Genomic DNA, 15457 nt, shown 5'->3' with positions numbered 1-15457 from the left:
CCCCTTCTTATTCTTCGTTGAGTTTTTTCAGCGGCGCGTAGTTGGCCATGGTGCGCTTGACGCCCACACGGTCAAATTGGATTTCGACGATACAGTCCCCTGCAATGGGGGTGGCCTTGATGACGGTGCCCTTGCCGAAAACGCGGTGTTCCACCACGTCCCCCGCCTTGTAGCCCGCACTCTTGGCCTTGGGGGCAGCGTCCGCCTTTTGCAGACCTGCCAGTGTAGAGGTTCCTGCCCCGGCGGGCATCACCTTGCGGGAGCTGCCGTAGCCTGCCCCAAAACCGGCCGGCTGCACACCGTGACGGCCGCCCGTGTAGTTGGGGCTTTCATGTCCGCCGCTGGCAAAGCCGGAGCCGTAACCGGAACCAAAGCCGCCGGGGCGGGCGTTGTACTCGCTGTTCAGATAGCCGCGGCTTGCCCCCGAATAGCCGCTGCGCCCGCCGGGCACCGTGGCACCATAGCTGCCGTAGCCCGCCCCAAAACCGCTGCTGTAAGCAAGGTCGGGGCTTTGCGTCTCGTCCAGCAGCGCGGGGTCAATTTCCGACAAAAAGCAGGACGGCGGGTTGCGCTTGGTCTGCCCGAAGATCATACGGCTGCGGGAGGAGGAAAGATACAGCTCTTTTTTGGCGCGGGTGATGGCCACATAGCAAAGGCGGCGTTCTTCCTCCATATCGGCCTCATTGTAGCGGGCCAAATCGCCGGGAAATACCCCGTCCTCCATGCCCACCACAAAGACATACGGAAATTCCAGCCCCTTGGCGGAGTGGATGGTCATCATCGTGACGCTGTCGGCGTCGGTATCGTAGCTATCCAGGTCGGAAATCAGGGCAACTTCCTCCAAAAAGCCGGAAAGCGTCGCGTCCTCGCCGTTCTGGTCGGCGTAGGTCTTGATGCTGCTGACAAGCTGGCCTAAGTTTTCCAGACGCGTCTGCCCTTCCTCGTTCTGGGCTTTGAGCATTGCCTCATACCCCGAACGTCGGATGACCTCGCCCACAAATTCGTCCAGCGGCAGCGTGACCGAAAGGTCGCACAGCTCGCGGTACATCTCGTAAAAGCGCTCCAGCGCGGCGCTTGCGCGCTGCAAGGCGGGGTAATTGCGCGAGTCTGCGACGATTTTCAGCATCGGCACACCCTCGGCTGCAGCCAGCTCGGCCACTTTATCCAGCGTCGTGCCGCCGATTTTTCGGGCAGGCTCGTTGATGATGCGGCGCAGACGCACATCGTCGCGGGGGTTGGCGATCAGCGCCAGATAGGAGTTGATGTCCTTGACCTCCTTGCGGTCAAAGAAGCGCTGCCCGCCCACGATGCGGTACGGGATGCCCGCGCGGGCAAAGTAGGTTTCGATGGGGTTGGACTGCGCGTTCATGCGGTACAGGATGGCGTGGTCGCGCAGATGGGCGCCCTCGCGCAGGTGTTCGCCGATGACGTCGGCGATATGGCTGGCTTCGTCCTGCTCGTTGGAGGAGGTGTAGTGGTGGACTTTTTCGCCGTCCCCGTTCTGCGTCCAGAGGGTCTTGCCCTTGCGGCCGTTGTTGTTTTTGATGACGCTGTTGGCGGCATCCAGTATGTTGGAGGTGGAGCGGTAGTTCTGTTCCAGACGAATGGTCTTGGCGCCGGTGAACACCTGTTCAAAGTTCAGGATATTTTCAATCGTGGCACCGCGGAATTTATAGATGGACTGGTCGTCGTCGCCCACCACGCAGACGTTGTTGGTGCCGCCCGCCAGCAGACGCACCAAATGGAACTGCGCAACGCTGGTGTCCTGGTACTCGTCCACGACGACATAGCGGAATTTCTGCTGGTAGTATTCCCGCGCCTCGGCGTCCTGCTGCAAAAGCCGCACGGTGTAAAAAATCAAGTCGTCAAAGTCCATCGCACCGGCGGACTTCAGGCGGCCCGCGTAGGCCGTGTAAATTTTGGAGACCAGCGCCGCCTTGGTGTTGGCGGGCGGTTCCTTGGCGATATCCTCTGCCGAGAGCAGCTTGTCCTTGAAGGAACTGATCTGCGCGGCGGCAGACTTGACCGGCAGGAACTTTTCGTCGATCATCAGGTCTTTATAGATCAGCTTCATGACGCGCTGCTGGTCGTCGGTGTCGTAGATGGTAAAGCTCTTGGGGAAACCGATGCGCTCGGCATCGCGGCGCAGCATCCGCACACACGCCGAGTGGAAGGTGGAGGCGAACACATCGCCGCCCACGGTGTCCCCCAGCATGGCGCGCAGACGGTCTTTCAGCTCGCCCGCCGCCTTGTTGGTAAAGGTGATGGCCATCACGTTCCAGGGGCGCGCAGGACGCACCGCCAGATACGCCGCCTCGCGCGGCAGGTCACGGCCCATCTGCACCGCCGTGCGCAGGGCGTCCAGATCCTCCTGCGTGACGGGGCGGGTCAGTTCCCTGCTGCCGTGGGCGCTGCCGAAACGGATAATGTTGGCGATGCGGTTGACCAGCACGGTGGTCTTGCCGGAGCCTGCACCTGCCAGGATCAGCAAGGGGCCTTCGGTGGAAAAGACCGCCTTTTGCTGCATGGGATTCAGCTTGGAAAAGCGTGCTTCGATATATTGATCGCGCAGAGCGAGGTATTCCTGATTCAAATCGGACATAGGGGTTCCTTTCGGTTATTCGGCGGTAAAGGTGTCACGGCGAAGCTGTTGGCGGCCCGACCATGCCTTGGGGGTGGCATCGCGGAAGCCCGCGCTTAAATGTTTGCCCTCGCTCAGGCTGATGGCTGTGCCGCGCGCCACACAGTTGAGCGGATCGGGCGCGATGGTAACGTTGATGTGCAGGGTCTGTGCCAGATACCCGGCCAGCCCCCGCAGCAGCGAGCCGCCGCCGGTCAGCAGCACGCCGCCGTCCGCGATGTCGGCCTGCAATTCCGGCGGGGTGGCCTCCAGCACACTTCTGGCGGCCGCCGCAATGCGGGAGGCAAGCTCCTGCACAGGCTCGTATAAGTCGCGGGTGTAGATGACCTTGCGGGCGGGGAGGTTCGTCTCCCACGAATGGCCGCGCACTTCCATGACACCCTCAAACTCGCTTTTGGCGCAGCAGGCGACCTGCTTTTTCAGCGCCTCGGCGGTCAGGGGGCCAATAGCGATCTGGAATTTTTCCTGCACATACTGGGCAATGGCGCGGTCAAAGGCATTGCCCGCTACCGGCACGCTGGCGGCGCGTACCCGCCCGCCCATGCTGATAACGGCAATGTCGGTGGAACCGCCGCCGATATCGATGACCATGCAGCCGCGCGGTTCGCGGATGGGCAGCCCCGCGCCCAGCGCCGCCGCCACAGGCTCGTCAACCAAAAAGACCTGCTTGGCACCCGCCGTGTACACGGCCTCGACGACGGCGTCCGCCTCGATGCCCGTGATGGCCGCCGGCACACAGACTGCCACGCGCGGCTTGAACAGCCGGGAACGGCAGACCTCGTTGACAAAGCGCAAGATCAACTCGTTGGTCATGCGGTGGTCATGGATGACGCCGTCCTGCAAGGGGCGCACCAGATCAATGTTGGCAGGGGCGCGCCCCACCATACGCAGAGCTTCGTCCCCCACGGCAATGACCGAATTTGTGCGGGTGTCTACCGCGCCGATGGTCGGCTGGCAGAACACAACGCCCTGTTGTTCGGTAGCTATAATGACCGAGGTCGTGCCAAGGTCAATGCCGATATCCTGTTGCTTCATGGTTTGTTCTCCGTAGATAACCTTTGTTTGTTCTTGGGTAAGTCCTCATCGGCGGCAACGGCGGCCGCGTGTACTTCAAACGCACCGCCCTGCAAAAGCGCCAGCGCACACGCCGACACCGTGGAGCCGGTCGTGATGATATCATCCACCACAAGCACCCGCATGTCGGTAATGTCCGCATCGGGGCGGCAGACGTAAGCATTGCGCACGTTCATGATGCGCTCGGCGCGGGTCAGTTTCTTTTGCGGGCTCAGGGGGCGGGTGGTCTGCAGCGCATCTATGACCGGGATTTGCAAAATCTCGCCCAGCCGCTTTGCCAAAAGCGCGGGCAGGGACGGTTCCCTGCTTGCCGCGTCCCGTCGGGGCACCGGCACGATGCAGCCGTACAGTGCCATGCCGGGCACACCGACATACTGCGGGCGCTGCCCCGGCTTTTGTGCGGGATCGGCGCCCCAGATGCGCACAGCCATGCGGTCGGCCAGTTCCCTGGCATAGTGCCACTGCCCGCCGCGCTTGCAGCGCAAAATGGCAGTGCGCACATCATCTGCATAATAATAGGCCGCCATCTTGTCATTCAGGGCGTAGAAATCGTGGTCGCCGTCCGGCAGGCGGGGCGGCTGATGCGAAAGGCGTTCTTCCTCGGCAATACACGCGGGGCACACGGCGGCGTCCTTGGCGTCCCGCCCCAAAAGTGTGCCGCAAAAAGGGCACACGCGCGGGTACAAAAGGTTGGCCGCGCGTTGGAAAAGCCCCCTCGCGTCCCGCCGGGTCATGTTTCCTCCACCCGTGAGGACGCAGCCTGCCGCAAAAGATACCGCAGCCCGCTGTATCGCATATTCTGCCGCACGTTCTGCACCATCGTCTGCTCGGTGCGCGCGGTACCTGTCAGCACACACAGCTTGCGCGCGCGGGTCACGCCGGTGTACAAAAGGTTGCGGTAGCAAAGCCTTGCGGGCACGTCCGCCACCGGCAGTATGACCGCCGGGAATTCCGAACCCTGGCTCTTGTGTACCGTCACGGCGTAGGCGGGCTCCAGTTCGTTAAGCTGGTCGGCACCATAGACGTATTTGCGGTCGTCCATCATGACCGTGACGCTCTGCGCCTCGGCGTCCACGGCGGTGATGATGCCCAAATCGCCGTTGTAGGCACCGACGCCCGCCTCGGCCCCGGCGCGCTCAAAGGTGATGTCGTAGTCGTTTTTGATCTGCATGACCTTGTCGCCCAGGCGCAGGATCTTGCCGCTTTTTTCGCTGCCGATCTGCGGCTTGCCGAACGCCGGTGGGTTGAGGATCTCCTGCAGGCGGCGGTTCAGTTCCACGCTGCCGGTGGGTCCGACCTTGGTCGGGCACAGCACCTGAATGTCTTTGACCGCGTCAAAGCCGTAGGCCTTGGGCAAACGCGTGCTGACAAGGTCGCAGACCAGCTTCTGGCAGGCAAGCCCCGCCGATTCTATCATAAAAAAGTCGTCCTGCGCGCTGCCCTTTTGGGGCATCTGCCCCTCGACGATGCGGTGGGCGTTCTGCACGATCAGGCTTTTCTGCGCCTGACGGAAAATCTCGGTCAGCCTTACGGTGGGTACGACCCCCGCGCGCAGAATTTCGCCCAGCACATTGCCCGCACCCACGCTGGGCAGCTGGTCGGCGTCCCCCACCATGATGATGCGGCAGTGGTAGCGCGCCGCGGCAAGCAGCGCCTGAAACAGCTTGGCGTCCACCATACTCATCTCGTCCAGAATGATGACGTCGTATTTCAGCAGGTTCTTTTCGTTGTGGATAAACCGCACATTGCCTGTGGTGTAGTCCACCTCCAGCAGGCGGTGGATGGTGGACGCCGTATGCCCGGTCAGCTCGCTCAGCCGCTTGGCGGCGCGGCCCGTGGGCGCACACAGCGCCACCCGGTCTGCCTGTGCCTCGTACAGGCTCAAAATGGCGTTGACCGTCGTGGTCTTGCCGGTACCGGGACCGCCGGTCAGCACCATCACCCGGCTGGAAAGCGCCAGCCGGATCGCTTCGCGCTGCAAGGGCGCATAGGCAAAGCCCTGCACGATCTCCATCGCCCGGATGTCACTGTCCAGCGTCTTGGGCGCCTCGGTGGGAAAGGTCGAAAGCTCGCCCAGACGCGCGGCGATATCCGCCTCGGCAGAAAGCAGATCCGGCAGATAAATATACGCCGTTCCGTCAAATTGCTGTTCGCGCAGTTCCTCCGTTTTCAGCAGTTCGTCAAGACCGCGGCTGATTTCTTCGGGCGCAACGCGCAAAAACTGTGCCGTGCTTTGCAGCAGCTTTTCGCGCGGCAGGCAGGTGTGGCCGTTGCCCGCATTGTGACGCAGGGCATACAGCAGCCCCGCCGAGATACGCAGACTGCTGCCCTGCTCAAATTGCAGGGCGGCGGCAATGCCGTCCACCTGGGAAAATTTTAATTGCAGCGGTTCGCCGCACAAAAGGTAGGGGTTCTGGGTCAGCGCCTCGACAGTGTGCGGGCCGAACGAACGGTAGGCGGTCACGGCATTTTGCGCCGACAGGCCGTAGCGGGCAAACCACGCCACGACCTCCCGCACGCCGTACATACGGCGAAATTCCTGCGAGATAGCTGCCGCCTTTTTTTCGGTGATGCCGCGCAGCTCACACAGGCGCTGGGGTGTTTCGGCAATGACGGTCAGCGTTTCCTCGCCGAATTTTTCAACGATTTTTTTCGCGGTGGAGGGTCCGATGTACGGCAGCACCCCGCTGGAAAGATAGCTCAGCAGCGCCTGCGTGTCCTGCGGCAGGCTGGCTTCACAGGTTTCGGCCTTGAACTGCTCGCCATAGCTGGGATGATTGACCAGATGCCCGTAGACCGTCACGCTCATGCCGTTGTCGATGCTGCCGACATTTCCCGCCACAACGACATCGGTGCCGCCGGCGTCCACCTCAAACACGGCGTAGCCGGTTTCGGCATTTTCGTAGATGACGCGCTCGACCATGCCCTCCAGCTTTTGCAGCTCTGCTTGCTGATTTTCCACAGGTGTCCCCTCCTTTCTTCAAAAATAATGCGGATTTTGACACACTTACACAGTATTAGTTGTATTATACCCCAAATTGCAGGTTTTGGCAAGGTCGGCGGCATACAAAAAGGGCGCCGCCCTGTACGGTGCAGCGTCCTTTTTAGGAAACTTCTTTCGGATTTTTATTCTGCCACGGCAGCCCTCAGGGCATCGGCGCGGTCGGTGTTCTCCCACTTGACGCCCAGATCCTCACGACCCATATGGCCGTAAGCCGCCAGCTGACGGTAGATGGGCTTGCGCAGGTCCAGATCGCGGATGATGGCGGCGGGGGTCAGGTCAAAGACCTTCTCGACGGCCTTCTCAATGGTTTCGTCCGCCACGGTGCCGGTGCCGAAGGTGTCCACCATGATGGAGACCGGCTGCGCCACGCCGATGGCGTAAGCCAACTCTACCTCGCACTTGGTGGCAAGCCCGGCAGCCACAACGTTCTTGGCGACCCAGCGGGCAGCGTAAGCGGCAGAGCGGTCCACCTTGCTGGGGTCCTTGCCGCTGAAGGCACCGCCGCCGTGGCGGGCATAGCCGCCGTAGGTATCGACGATGATCTTGCGCCCGGTCAAGCCGGAGTCACCCTGCGGACCGCCCACGACAAAGCGACCGGTGGGGTTGATGAAATACTTGGTGTTTTCGTCCAGCAGCTCGGCGGGGATGACCTGCCGAATGACCTCGCGCAGAATGTCGGCGTGCAGCTGCTCCTGCGTGACTTCGGGGCTGTGCTGGCTGGAAATGACCACGGTGTCCACGCGCACGGGCTTGCCGTCCTGATATTCCACGGTGACTTGGCTCTTGCCGTCCGGGCGCAGGTAGCTCAGGGTGCCGTTCTTGCGCACCTCGGTCAGGCGCTTTGCCAGCTTGTGGGCCAGGCTGATGGGCAGGGGCATCAGTTCGGGGGTTTCGTCGCAGGCGTAGCCGAACATCATACCCTGATCGCCGGCACCGGCCACGTCATCGTTGGTGCCCAGCGCAATGTCGGGGCTTTGCCCGTCAATGTTGGTAATGATGCCGCAGGTGTCGCAGTCAAAGCCGTACTTGGCGCGGTCATAGCCGATGGAACGCACGACCTCGCGGGCGATGGCGGGGATATCGACATAGCAGCTGGTGGTGATCTCGCCCATAATGTGGACAAGACCGGTGGAGCAGGTGGTTTCGCAGGCGACACGCGCGCCGGGGTCTTGCTCGAGGATGGCGTCGAGAATGGCATCAGAGATCTGGTCGCAGATCTTGTCGGGATGCCCTTCGGTGACGGACTCGGACGTGAACAGGAACTTGGACATAGTTGGTTGCCTCCCTAAAATAAAAAATATGATGGTCTTGGGCAGAAAGGCAACTGTCAGGAAGAAAAAAGCGCGCAGCCAAAAGACTGCGCGCGTTACGCTTATCTTTCGGTTCCCCGCAGGACTTGGCACCTTGCTGTACAGCAGGTTGTCGGGCTTCATCGGGCCTGTTCCCTCAGCCACTCTTGATAAGTTGCTATTCTGTTGTGACGTGTGTTATTGTAGCAGATATCGGGCAGAAAGTCAACGATGCTGTGTCGGACACATCCCTGTTTTTGCCCAAAAGTCGCACAAATGCGGCGCGGCGTACCGAAATCAGCGGCGTCCGTGCAGCAGCGGAGAGAGCGGTTTGTAAATCAAAAAGCACAAAGCAGCGTCCAAAGCGCCCTTACAGAAGGTAAACGGCAGGTTGAACACCAGCAGGCAGCTCAACAGCCCGTCCACGCCGGGGTTGATGGCCTGATACATCCCGATGATCGCCTCCAGCGGCAGGTGGTAGAAGGTCACATACGCCGGATACACGATAAAATAGTTGTACGGCACCGACACCAGCGCCATAACCAGCGCGCCCACCGCGGCGCCGATGATGGCGCCCTTGCGGCTTTTATTGAACTTGTAGACCAGACCCGCCGTGCCCACAAACACGGCGCCCATCACAAAGTTGAACAGCTCGCCCACCGCGGCGGTGGAGGTGCTGGGCAGCTTGATGAGGTTTTTGATCAGGCAGACGACAATGCCGGACACCGGGCCGTAGGCAAAGCTGGCCAGCAGGGCGGGCAGTTCGGACACGTCCAGCTTGACAAACGCCGGCATAATGGGAATGGGAAATTCCAGATACATCAAAAGGGCTGCCACAGCGCCCAGCATGGCGGTGCCGGTCAGGACACGGGTACGGTTGGTGGATTTTTGCATAAGTATGCCTCCAAATAAAAAGTATTGAAAGCCGGTTTGTGATTTCATACTTCGGGAGGCCGTTTCCGACAGGTCCGTGCCAAACAAAAACGCCCTGCCAAAAACGATGGCAGGGCGCAACAAAAAGCACAGAAAAACAGCTTTCCGTTTCTTTCATCCGGACTATACCGTCGGCCCCGGATTTGCACCGGGTCAGCGGCCGCAAAGCGACCGGTCGCGGGCTTACGGCTTACGCCGCTTACCGCCGGTGGGGAATTTCACCCCGCCCTGAAACAGACTTTCTGTAAAAGATTATACCACAGAATTTACAAATTGCAAGAAAAATGATATAATCTTGCCAAATGGAGGATTTTCTATGCTGATCGAATCTGTTGACTTTTCGCTGGCGGCGCTGCTGCCCGCGCTGATTCTGGGCGCATCCGCCTACCTGCTGCCCGTACTCTACCGCCGCTTTGCCAAGAGCCTGCTCCAAAAATTGCACGCTCTTATGCCGGAGGTCCTGCAAATTCTGACCGAGGCGTATCTGGAACCCACTACCCTTTTGCTGCGCACCTTCTTGGGGTACGCCGCGCTGCACGCCCTGCCCGTTCAGTTTGCCGAAAAATTCCCCGTGTACAGCGTGCTGGCGCTGTTTTTCAGGCTGTGCGTGATCTTCTTTATCGGGTACGGTGCGTGGCAGGCAGCGCCGATGTGCCGCCTGCTTTTGCGCAGCGCCGAAAATCACCTTGACCTTGCCACCAACAAGACGATGGGGCGCTTTTTTGAGAATATTTACAAGGTGCTGGTCGTTGTGTTTGCGGGCATTGCGGCGCTGGATCAGCTGGGCGTTCCCGTTACCGGGCTTTTGACCGGTGCCGGGGTGGCAGGTCTTGCCATTTCGCTGGCGGCGCAGTCCACCCTGTCCAGCCTGATTGCCGGCATCACGCTGGTGTTGGAGCATCCCTTCGGCATCGGGGATTATATCATTTTAAGCAGCGTTGAGGGTACGGTCGAGGATATTTCCTTCCGCTCTACCCGCATCCGCAATGCGGACAATGTCGTTATCACGATAGAAAACTCCAAGGTCTGCGCCGAGTATATCCAAAACGCCAACCAGCGCACCAGCCGCCTGTGGCAGTTCACCTTAGGGCTGACCTACGACACGACGGAGGAACAGATTCAGCGCCTGACGCAGGATTTGACGCAGCTTTTGCAGAGCCAGCCCACCGTGCAGCCCAACGGTGTGACCGTGACGCTGGACAAGTTCAACGATTACAGCCTGGATATTTTGGTGCGCGTCTACCTGACCACCCTGCCCTATGCCGATTATCTGAAGGAGCGCCACCGCCTGAACCTGCTGATTATGCAGGCCGTGAAAAACGCCGGGTGCGAATTTGCCTTCCCGACCACCACCGTGGAGATGGCAAAAGATAAGTGACGGTTTCCGGCGGGGGGAGCCCTGCAATTGCGGTTGGATGATTCTGGAGATTGGGAGGTATTATTATGCACACAGAGAAAAGAAACAAACGATCCGGAAGAGATCCAATCATTGCCTTGACAATGATTTTAGTTCTACTAAAAATAACCGGACTGATTTCGTGGTCTTGGTTGTGGGTGTTAAGCCCAATCTGGCTCACATTCCTGTTCTTTGCCGCTGTATTTTCTGTTATTCTGCTCGGCGGGCGACTTGCTAAAGGGAAATGGTAATTCTCAGGTTCCCGTGTAGGGGCGGTCATTGACCGCCCGTTGCAGCCATCCCGGTAACGCTATATAACGGGTAAGCAGCACGGGACGCATATATGCGTCCCCTACGGAGTACCCGTGATTTTTGCGTTGCCATTTGACCGCGGGCGGGGCTTGCCCCGCCCCTACCGCCGAAACGTTTTTATTGCCCTGTAGGGCGGGGTGACCCCACCCCGCCGGGGAATTTGGTTGCTGCCGGATTTTTTTGATAATAGCGAACCTTCGGTTGGTTTGTAGGGAACGGTCTTGACCGTTCCGTGCAGTACAGCCACTAGTACGATATATCGGGAAATTCCCCCTGCCATGCAAATTGCGGTTGGATGTGGGGATTATCAAAAAACATAAAGGAGATGGCAAATATGCTCTGGTCGATTGGCGGCGGGATTTTCCTCTTTGCCCTTGGGATGTTTCTCTTTCTGAAACCGGACTTGGTGTGGAAACTAACCGAAGAATGGAAATCCTACCGCGCCGATGAACCCTCTGCATTCTACTTGAAGGTCACAAAAATCGGCGGCGTTTTATTTGCCTTGTGCGGAATTTTTATGATCCTGCTGCCGTTGATTTTGGAGTGACACCTTCCGTTTTATAAATTTCCTTGCCTGCAAACAGTGCTGCCTTGCCAAAAGCACGACGTAACGAGAAAACCGCGCGCCATTCGGCGCGATTTTATGCGCTGCGCGCGGCCAGATGTGCGGATGGGTCACTGCGCCCGCAGGCGCGTTTCGGAGCGCAACCGCCGCACAGCGGCGGCTCTTAGCGCGGAGATAGACCCATCCCTACAAATCTTCCGGTAACAGGCTTTTTCTACAAGCTGCGGGACGCAACTATGCGTCCCCTACAAACCTGCCGGAAATCCGAATTCTACCCATCCCTACATTACTGCCCCAAAGGAGAGCAAAATGGAAATAAAAGAATATACAGAATTCAAGCCAAACGAAGTCTTAGACCTCTATACGCAAGTTGGCTGGACTGCATATACCGAGAATATGCCCGCCCTGGAGCAAGGATATAAAAACTCTTTACTTGTATTAGCAGCATACGAAAACGATGAACTTCTCGGCATTGCCAGAGTTGTCGGCGACAAATTCACCATCATCCTTGTTCAGGATATTCTGGTGTATCCAAAATATCAACGGCAAGGAATCGGAACTGCCCTTCTTAAAGCTGTTCTTGATAGGTACTCGGATGTCAGACAGCTTCAACTTGTAACCGATAATACCCCCAAAACCGTAGCCTTTTATAAATCACTCGGATTCTTGAATTTCTCGGAGATGGGATGTTGTGGTTTTATGAGAGCCTGATGCCTTCCCTTTTCAAGTTCCCGTGCCTGCAAACAACAAAGCCCGGCGCTTTTGCGCCGGGCTTTTGTTCGTTACAGCGTAATTTTGTGGTAAACCTTTTTGCCCTTTTTGATGACAACGCCCTCGGTCAATGCTTCGGTGGTCAGAACCGCCTTGGGGTCGGTGATTTTCTCGCCGTCCACCAGCACGCCGCCCTGCTGCACCAGCTGGCGGGCTTCACGGTTGGAGCCGCACAGCCCGGCAGCCACCATCGCTGCCAGCAGACCGACGGCACCGTCCTTGACCAAAGCGGCGTCCAGCTGGGTGCTGGGCATATGCTCGTGGTCGGCGGCACCGCTGAACAGCGTGCGGGCGGTGTTCTGCGCCTTTTCCGCCTCCTGCTCGCCGTGGACCATCTTGGTCAGCTCGTAGGCAAGGATTTCCTTTGCCTTGTTCAGCTGCTCGCCCTGCCAGGTGTCCATCTCGTCGATCTGCTCCAGCGGCAGGAAGGTCAGCATACGGATGCACTTCAGCACATCGGCATCACCGACGTTGCGCCAGTACTGGTAGAACTCAAACGGGCTGGTCTTGTTGGGGTCAAGCCAGACGGCGTTGCCGGCGGTCTTGCCCATCTTCTTGCCCTGAGAGTCGGTCAGCAGCGTGATGGTCATGGCGTAGGCGTCTTTGCCCAGCTTGCGGCGGATCAGCTCGGTGCCGCCCAGCATATTGCTCCACTGGTCGTCGCCGCCGAACTCCATATTGCAGCCGTAATTCTGGAACAGGTGGTAGAAGTCGTAGCTCTGCATGATCATGTAGTTAAATTCCAGGAAGGACAGACCCTTCTCCATACGCTGCTTGTAGCACTCGGCACGCAGCATATTGTTGACGCTGAAGCAGGCGCCCACCTCGCGCAGCAGGTCAACGTAGTTCAGGTTCAACAGCCAGTCGGCGTTGTTCAGCATCATCGCCTTACCCTCGCCGAACTCGATAAAGCGCTCCATCTGGCGCTTAAAGCACTCGGCGTTGTGGTCGATGTCCTCCTTGGTCAGCATCTTGCGCATATCGGTACGCCCGGAGGGGTCGCCGATCATCGTGGTGCCGCCACCCAGCAGGGCAATGGGGCGGTTGCCCGCCTGCTGCAGGCGCTTCATCAGGGTCAGCGCCATAAAATGACCGGCGGTCAGGCTGTCGGCCGTGCAGTCAAAGCCGATGTAAAAGGTAGCCTTACCGTTGTTGATCATTTCCTTGATCTCTTCCTCGTCCGTGACCTGGGCAATCAGACCGCGGGCTTTCAGTTCGTCATAGATCGTCATAATAGACCTCCGTTTTGTTGCGGCAAGGGCAAAAATAAAAGCCCCTGCCAAATGTGAAATTTGGCAGAGGGCGAAATTTCGCGGTACCACCTCTGTTTGCCCGTCCCTCGCGGCGGCGGGCCTTCGCGGGTGCGGCAGCCAAAGGATACGCTGCGACACCCAAACGCTGTAACGTGCGCACACGGCACAGCCTACTGACCCAAACGGCGTTCAGCCTGCTGCTCCGGGCTGTATTCCCCGCTGCCCGCGCCGACCCCTTGCACCAACCGGGGCTTCTCTGAAGCGCTTATGCCGCGGGTACTGATTCCCATCTAAGCATTTGATATGTTTAGTTATACCATAAATTTTGCGTTCCGTCAAGGGGGGGCTTATATCACCGAAAAACGCCGCCCCAACCACAGGGCGGCGTTTCGGATTCAGTTACAGTCCCTTGCGGGCGGCGACGCTGCTGCGCACCAACGCGCGCTTCAGGCGTGCCTGTGCCAGCTCCATTTCGCGGGCGTCGGCCTTTTGCGCCAAAATCGCCTCGGCACGCGCCTTGCTGCGCTCGGCACGATCCTTGTCGATGTCCTCTGCCCACTCAAAGGTGGTGGCAAGCAGACGGCACTCGCCGTCGATCATGCTGACCATACCGCCCATACAGGCGGCACGGCGCTTGGTGCCGTCCTCGCGGGTGATGTGCGCCTCGCCCATACCCAAGGCGGTGGTGTAGTCGATATGGTTCGCCAACAGCTGGATCTGCCCGTCGATCGTGCGGCAGGACACAGCCGTGACCGTGCCGTCATACGCGACACCGTCCGGCGTAAGGATCTTTAACGGAAAGGCTGTCATCGGCGCGCCTCCTTACTGCTGCTTTGCCTTGGCCAGCACGTCATCGATGGTGCCGGCAAACAGGAAGCAGCTTTCGGGGATGGAATCGCACTCGCCGTTCAAAATCATACGGAAGCCACGCAGGGTTTCCTTCAGCGGCACATACTGACCGGGCATACCGGTGAACTGCTCGGCTACATGGAAGGACTGGGACAGGAAACGCTGCACCTTACGGGCGCGGTTGACGGTGATCTTGTCCTCCTCGGACAGCTCGTCCATACCCATAATGGCGATGATATCCTGCAGGTCCTTGTAGCGCTGCAGCACCGCCTGCACGGCGCGCGCCACCTCGTAATGCTCCTGACCCACGACCTCGGGCGAAAGGATGCGGGAGGTGGAATCCAGCGGGTCCACGGCGGGGTAGATACCCTGCGAGGCGATGTCACGGCTCAGAACCGTGGTGGCGTCCAGGTGGGTAAAGGTCGTGGCGGGCGCGGGGTCGGTCAGGTCGTCCGCAGGCACATAGACCGCCTGCACCGAGGTGATGGAACCCTTGCGGGTGGAGGTGATACGCTCCTGCAGGGCGCCCATTTCGGTGGCCAGCGTGGGCTGGTAGCCGACGGCGGAGGGCATACGGCCCAACAGCGCCGAAACCTCGGAGCCTGCCTGCGTGAAGCGGAAGATGTTATCAATAAACAGCAGCACGTCCTGATGCTTGACATCGCGGAAATACTCCGCCATCGTCAGACCGGACAGCGCCACGCGCATACGCGCTCCCGGCGGCTCGTTCATCTGACCGTAGACCAAGGCGGTCTTGTCCAGAACGCCGCTTTCGCGCATTTCACCGTACAGGTCATTGCCCTCACGGGTGCGCTCACCGACACCGGTAAAGACGGAATAGCCGTTGTGCGCGGTGGCGATGTTGTAGATCAGCTCCTGGATCAGAACGGTTTTGCCGACACCGGCGCCGCCGAACAGACCGATCTTGCCACCCTTGGCGTAGGGGCAGATCAGGTCAACGACCTTGATGCCGGTTTCGAGAATTTCGGTGGAGGATTCCTGCTCGTCATAGCTGGGAGCAGGGCGATGGATGGGCCAGCGCTCGGTGTTCTGCGGGGCGGGCTGCTCGTCCACAGGCTCGCCCAGCAGGTTGAAAACGCGACCCAGGCATTCTTCACCCACGGGTACGTTGATGGGTGCGCCGGTATCGACAGCCTCGGTGCCGCGCACCAGACCGTCGGTAGCGGCCATGGCGATGCAGCGCACCACATTGTCGCCAATGTGCTGTGCAACCTCGACCACCAGCTTTTTGCCGTGGTTATCCAATTCAATGGCGTTCAGCAGTGCGGGCAGCTCCCCTTCCGGAAAACGAATGTCCAGAACAGGACCCATGACCTGCACTACCTTACCGGTGTGTTTTTCCGGCATAG

The 15457-nt window shown here is 59.3% G+C and carries 12 protein-coding genes, 2 riboswitches and 1 other annotated feature; of the genes, 3 read left to right on the top strand and 9 right to left on the bottom strand.

Annotated features, from left to right (window positions below):
* Window positions 1-7: 7 nt before the first annotated feature.
* From Q0I19_RS03770 to Q0I19_RS03745, 6 genes are all read right to left on the bottom strand, one after another.
* Window positions 8-2602, bottom strand: a complete 2595-nt coding sequence (locus Q0I19_RS03770; RefSeq protein ID WP_294758859.1) for a UvrD-helicase domain-containing protein — start codon at window positions 2600-2602, stop codon at window positions 8-10.
* 15 nt (window positions 2603-2617) lie between these two features.
* Window positions 2618-3676, bottom strand: coding sequence for a rod shape-determining protein (locus tag Q0I19_RS03765; RefSeq protein WP_294758861.1), 1059 nt, complete (start codon window positions 3674-3676; stop codon window positions 2618-2620).
* Window positions 3673-4449: a phosphoribosyltransferase family protein gene (locus tag Q0I19_RS03760; protein ID WP_294758863.1), complete on the bottom strand. Its 777-nt coding sequence runs from the start codon at window positions 4447-4449 to the stop codon at window positions 3673-3675. The genes Q0I19_RS03765 and Q0I19_RS03760 overlap by 4 nt, the downstream gene beginning before the upstream one ends.
* Complete coding sequence (locus tag Q0I19_RS03755; RefSeq protein WP_294758866.1) at window positions 4446-6677, bottom strand: ATP-dependent RecD-like DNA helicase; 2232 nt, start codon at window positions 6675-6677, stop codon at window positions 4446-4448. Before Q0I19_RS03755 ends, Q0I19_RS03760 begins: the two co-directional genes overlap by 4 nt.
* A 164-nt stretch (window positions 6678-6841) precedes the next feature.
* Entirely contained in the window at window positions 6842-7990 is a 1149-nt protein-coding gene (gene metK / locus Q0I19_RS03750; protein ID WP_294758868.1) for a methionine adenosyltransferase, read from the bottom strand.
* A 98-nt stretch (window positions 7991-8088) separates the two neighbouring features.
* Window positions 8089-8185: riboswitch (SAM riboswitch) on the bottom strand.
* A 120-nt stretch (window positions 8186-8305) separates the two neighbouring features.
* Complete coding sequence (locus Q0I19_RS03745; RefSeq protein ID WP_294758869.1) at window positions 8306-8902, bottom strand: ECF transporter S component; 597 nt, start codon at window positions 8900-8902, stop codon at window positions 8306-8308.
* A 141-nt stretch (window positions 8903-9043) separates the two neighbouring features.
* Window positions 9044-9181, bottom strand: a riboswitch (FMN riboswitch).
* A 76-nt stretch (window positions 9182-9257) separates the two neighbouring features.
* Here Q0I19_RS03745 and Q0I19_RS03740 point away from each other — a divergent pair.
* The 3 genes from Q0I19_RS03740 (at window position 9258) to Q0I19_RS03730 (ending at window position 11925) form a co-directional block, all read left to right on the top strand.
* Window positions 9258-10319 carry a mechanosensitive ion channel family protein gene (locus Q0I19_RS03740; RefSeq protein ID WP_294758871.1) on the top strand — a complete coding sequence of 354 codons (1062 nt, stop codon included), beginning with the start codon at window positions 9258-9260 and terminating at the stop codon, window positions 10317-10319.
* Window positions 10320-10983: 664 nt separating this feature from the next.
* A complete protein-coding gene (locus Q0I19_RS03735) occupies window positions 10984-11196 on the top strand; it encodes a DUF6199 family natural product biosynthesis protein (protein ID WP_294758873.1) in 213 nt (70 codons plus the stop codon).
* A gap of 327 nt (window positions 11197-11523) precedes the next feature.
* Complete coding sequence (locus Q0I19_RS03730) at window positions 11524-11925, top strand: GNAT family N-acetyltransferase (RefSeq protein WP_294758875.1); 402 nt, start codon at window positions 11524-11526, stop codon at window positions 11923-11925.
* A 71-nt stretch (window positions 11926-11996) separates the two neighbouring features.
* Here Q0I19_RS03730 and tyrS read toward each other — a convergent pair whose 3' ends face one another.
* From tyrS to atpD, 3 genes are all read right to left on the bottom strand, one after another.
* Window positions 11997-13217, bottom strand: coding sequence for a tyrosine--tRNA ligase (gene tyrS / locus Q0I19_RS03725; protein WP_294758877.1), 1221 nt, complete (start codon window positions 13215-13217; stop codon window positions 11997-11999).
* 63 nt (window positions 13218-13280) lie between these two features.
* Window positions 13281-13540, bottom strand: a binding site (T-box leader).
* A gap of 97 nt (window positions 13541-13637) precedes the next feature.
* A complete protein-coding gene (atpC, locus tag Q0I19_RS03720) occupies window positions 13638-14048 on the bottom strand; it encodes an ATP synthase F1 subunit epsilon (RefSeq protein ID WP_294758879.1) in 411 nt (136 codons plus the stop codon).
* Window positions 14049-14060: 12 nt separating this feature from the next.
* Entirely contained in the window at window positions 14061-15455 is a 1395-nt protein-coding gene (gene atpD / locus Q0I19_RS03715) for a F0F1 ATP synthase subunit beta (protein WP_294758881.1), read from the bottom strand.
* Window positions 15456-15457: the final 2 nt, after the last annotated feature.

The sequence above is a fragment of the uncultured Gemmiger sp. genome (assembly GCF_934561205.1).
GTDB lineage: Bacteria > Bacillota > Clostridia > Oscillospirales > Ruminococcaceae > Gemmiger.
Note: the sequence above shows the minus strand (reverse complement) of the source record. Positions and strands in the feature narration are given on the sequence as shown.

Bases quoted from the DNA above. Each gene is read 5' to 3' on its own strand.
- Q0I19_RS03760 (WP_294758863.1), bottom strand. From the start codon at position 4,449: ATGACCCGGCGGGACGCGAGGGGGCTTTTCCAACGCGCGGCCAACCTT.
- Q0I19_RS03740 (WP_294758871.1), top strand. From the start codon at position 9,258: ATGCTGATCGAATCTGTTGACTTTTCGCTGGCGGCGCTGCTGCCCGCG.
- Q0I19_RS03735 (WP_294758873.1), top strand. From the start codon at position 10,984: ATGCTCTGGTCGATTGGCGGCGGGATTTTCCTCTTTGCCCTTGGGATG.
- atpD (WP_294758881.1), bottom strand. From the start codon at position 15,455: ATGCCGGAAAAACACACCGGTAAGGTAGTGCAGGTCATGGGTCCTGTT.
- Q0I19_RS03765 (WP_294758861.1), bottom strand. From the start codon at position 3,676: ATGAAGCAACAGGATATCGGCATTGACCTTGGCACGACCTCGGTCATT.
- Q0I19_RS03745 (WP_294758869.1), bottom strand. From the start codon at position 8,902: ATGCAAAAATCCACCAACCGTACCCGTGTCCTGACCGGCACCGCCATG.
- metK (WP_294758868.1), bottom strand. From the start codon at position 7,990: ATGTCCAAGTTCCTGTTCACGTCCGAGTCCGTCACCGAAGGGCATCCC.
- atpC (WP_294758879.1), bottom strand. From the start codon at position 14,048: ATGACAGCCTTTCCGTTAAAGATCCTTACGCCGGACGGTGTCGCGTAT.
- Q0I19_RS03770 (WP_294758859.1), bottom strand. From the start codon at position 2,602: ATGTCCGATTTGAATCAGGAATACCTCGCTCTGCGCGATCAATATATC.
- tyrS (WP_294758877.1), bottom strand. From the start codon at position 13,217: ATGACGATCTATGACGAACTGAAAGCCCGCGGTCTGATTGCCCAGGTC.
- Q0I19_RS03730 (WP_294758875.1), top strand. From the start codon at position 11,524: ATGGAAATAAAAGAATATACAGAATTCAAGCCAAACGAAGTCTTAGAC.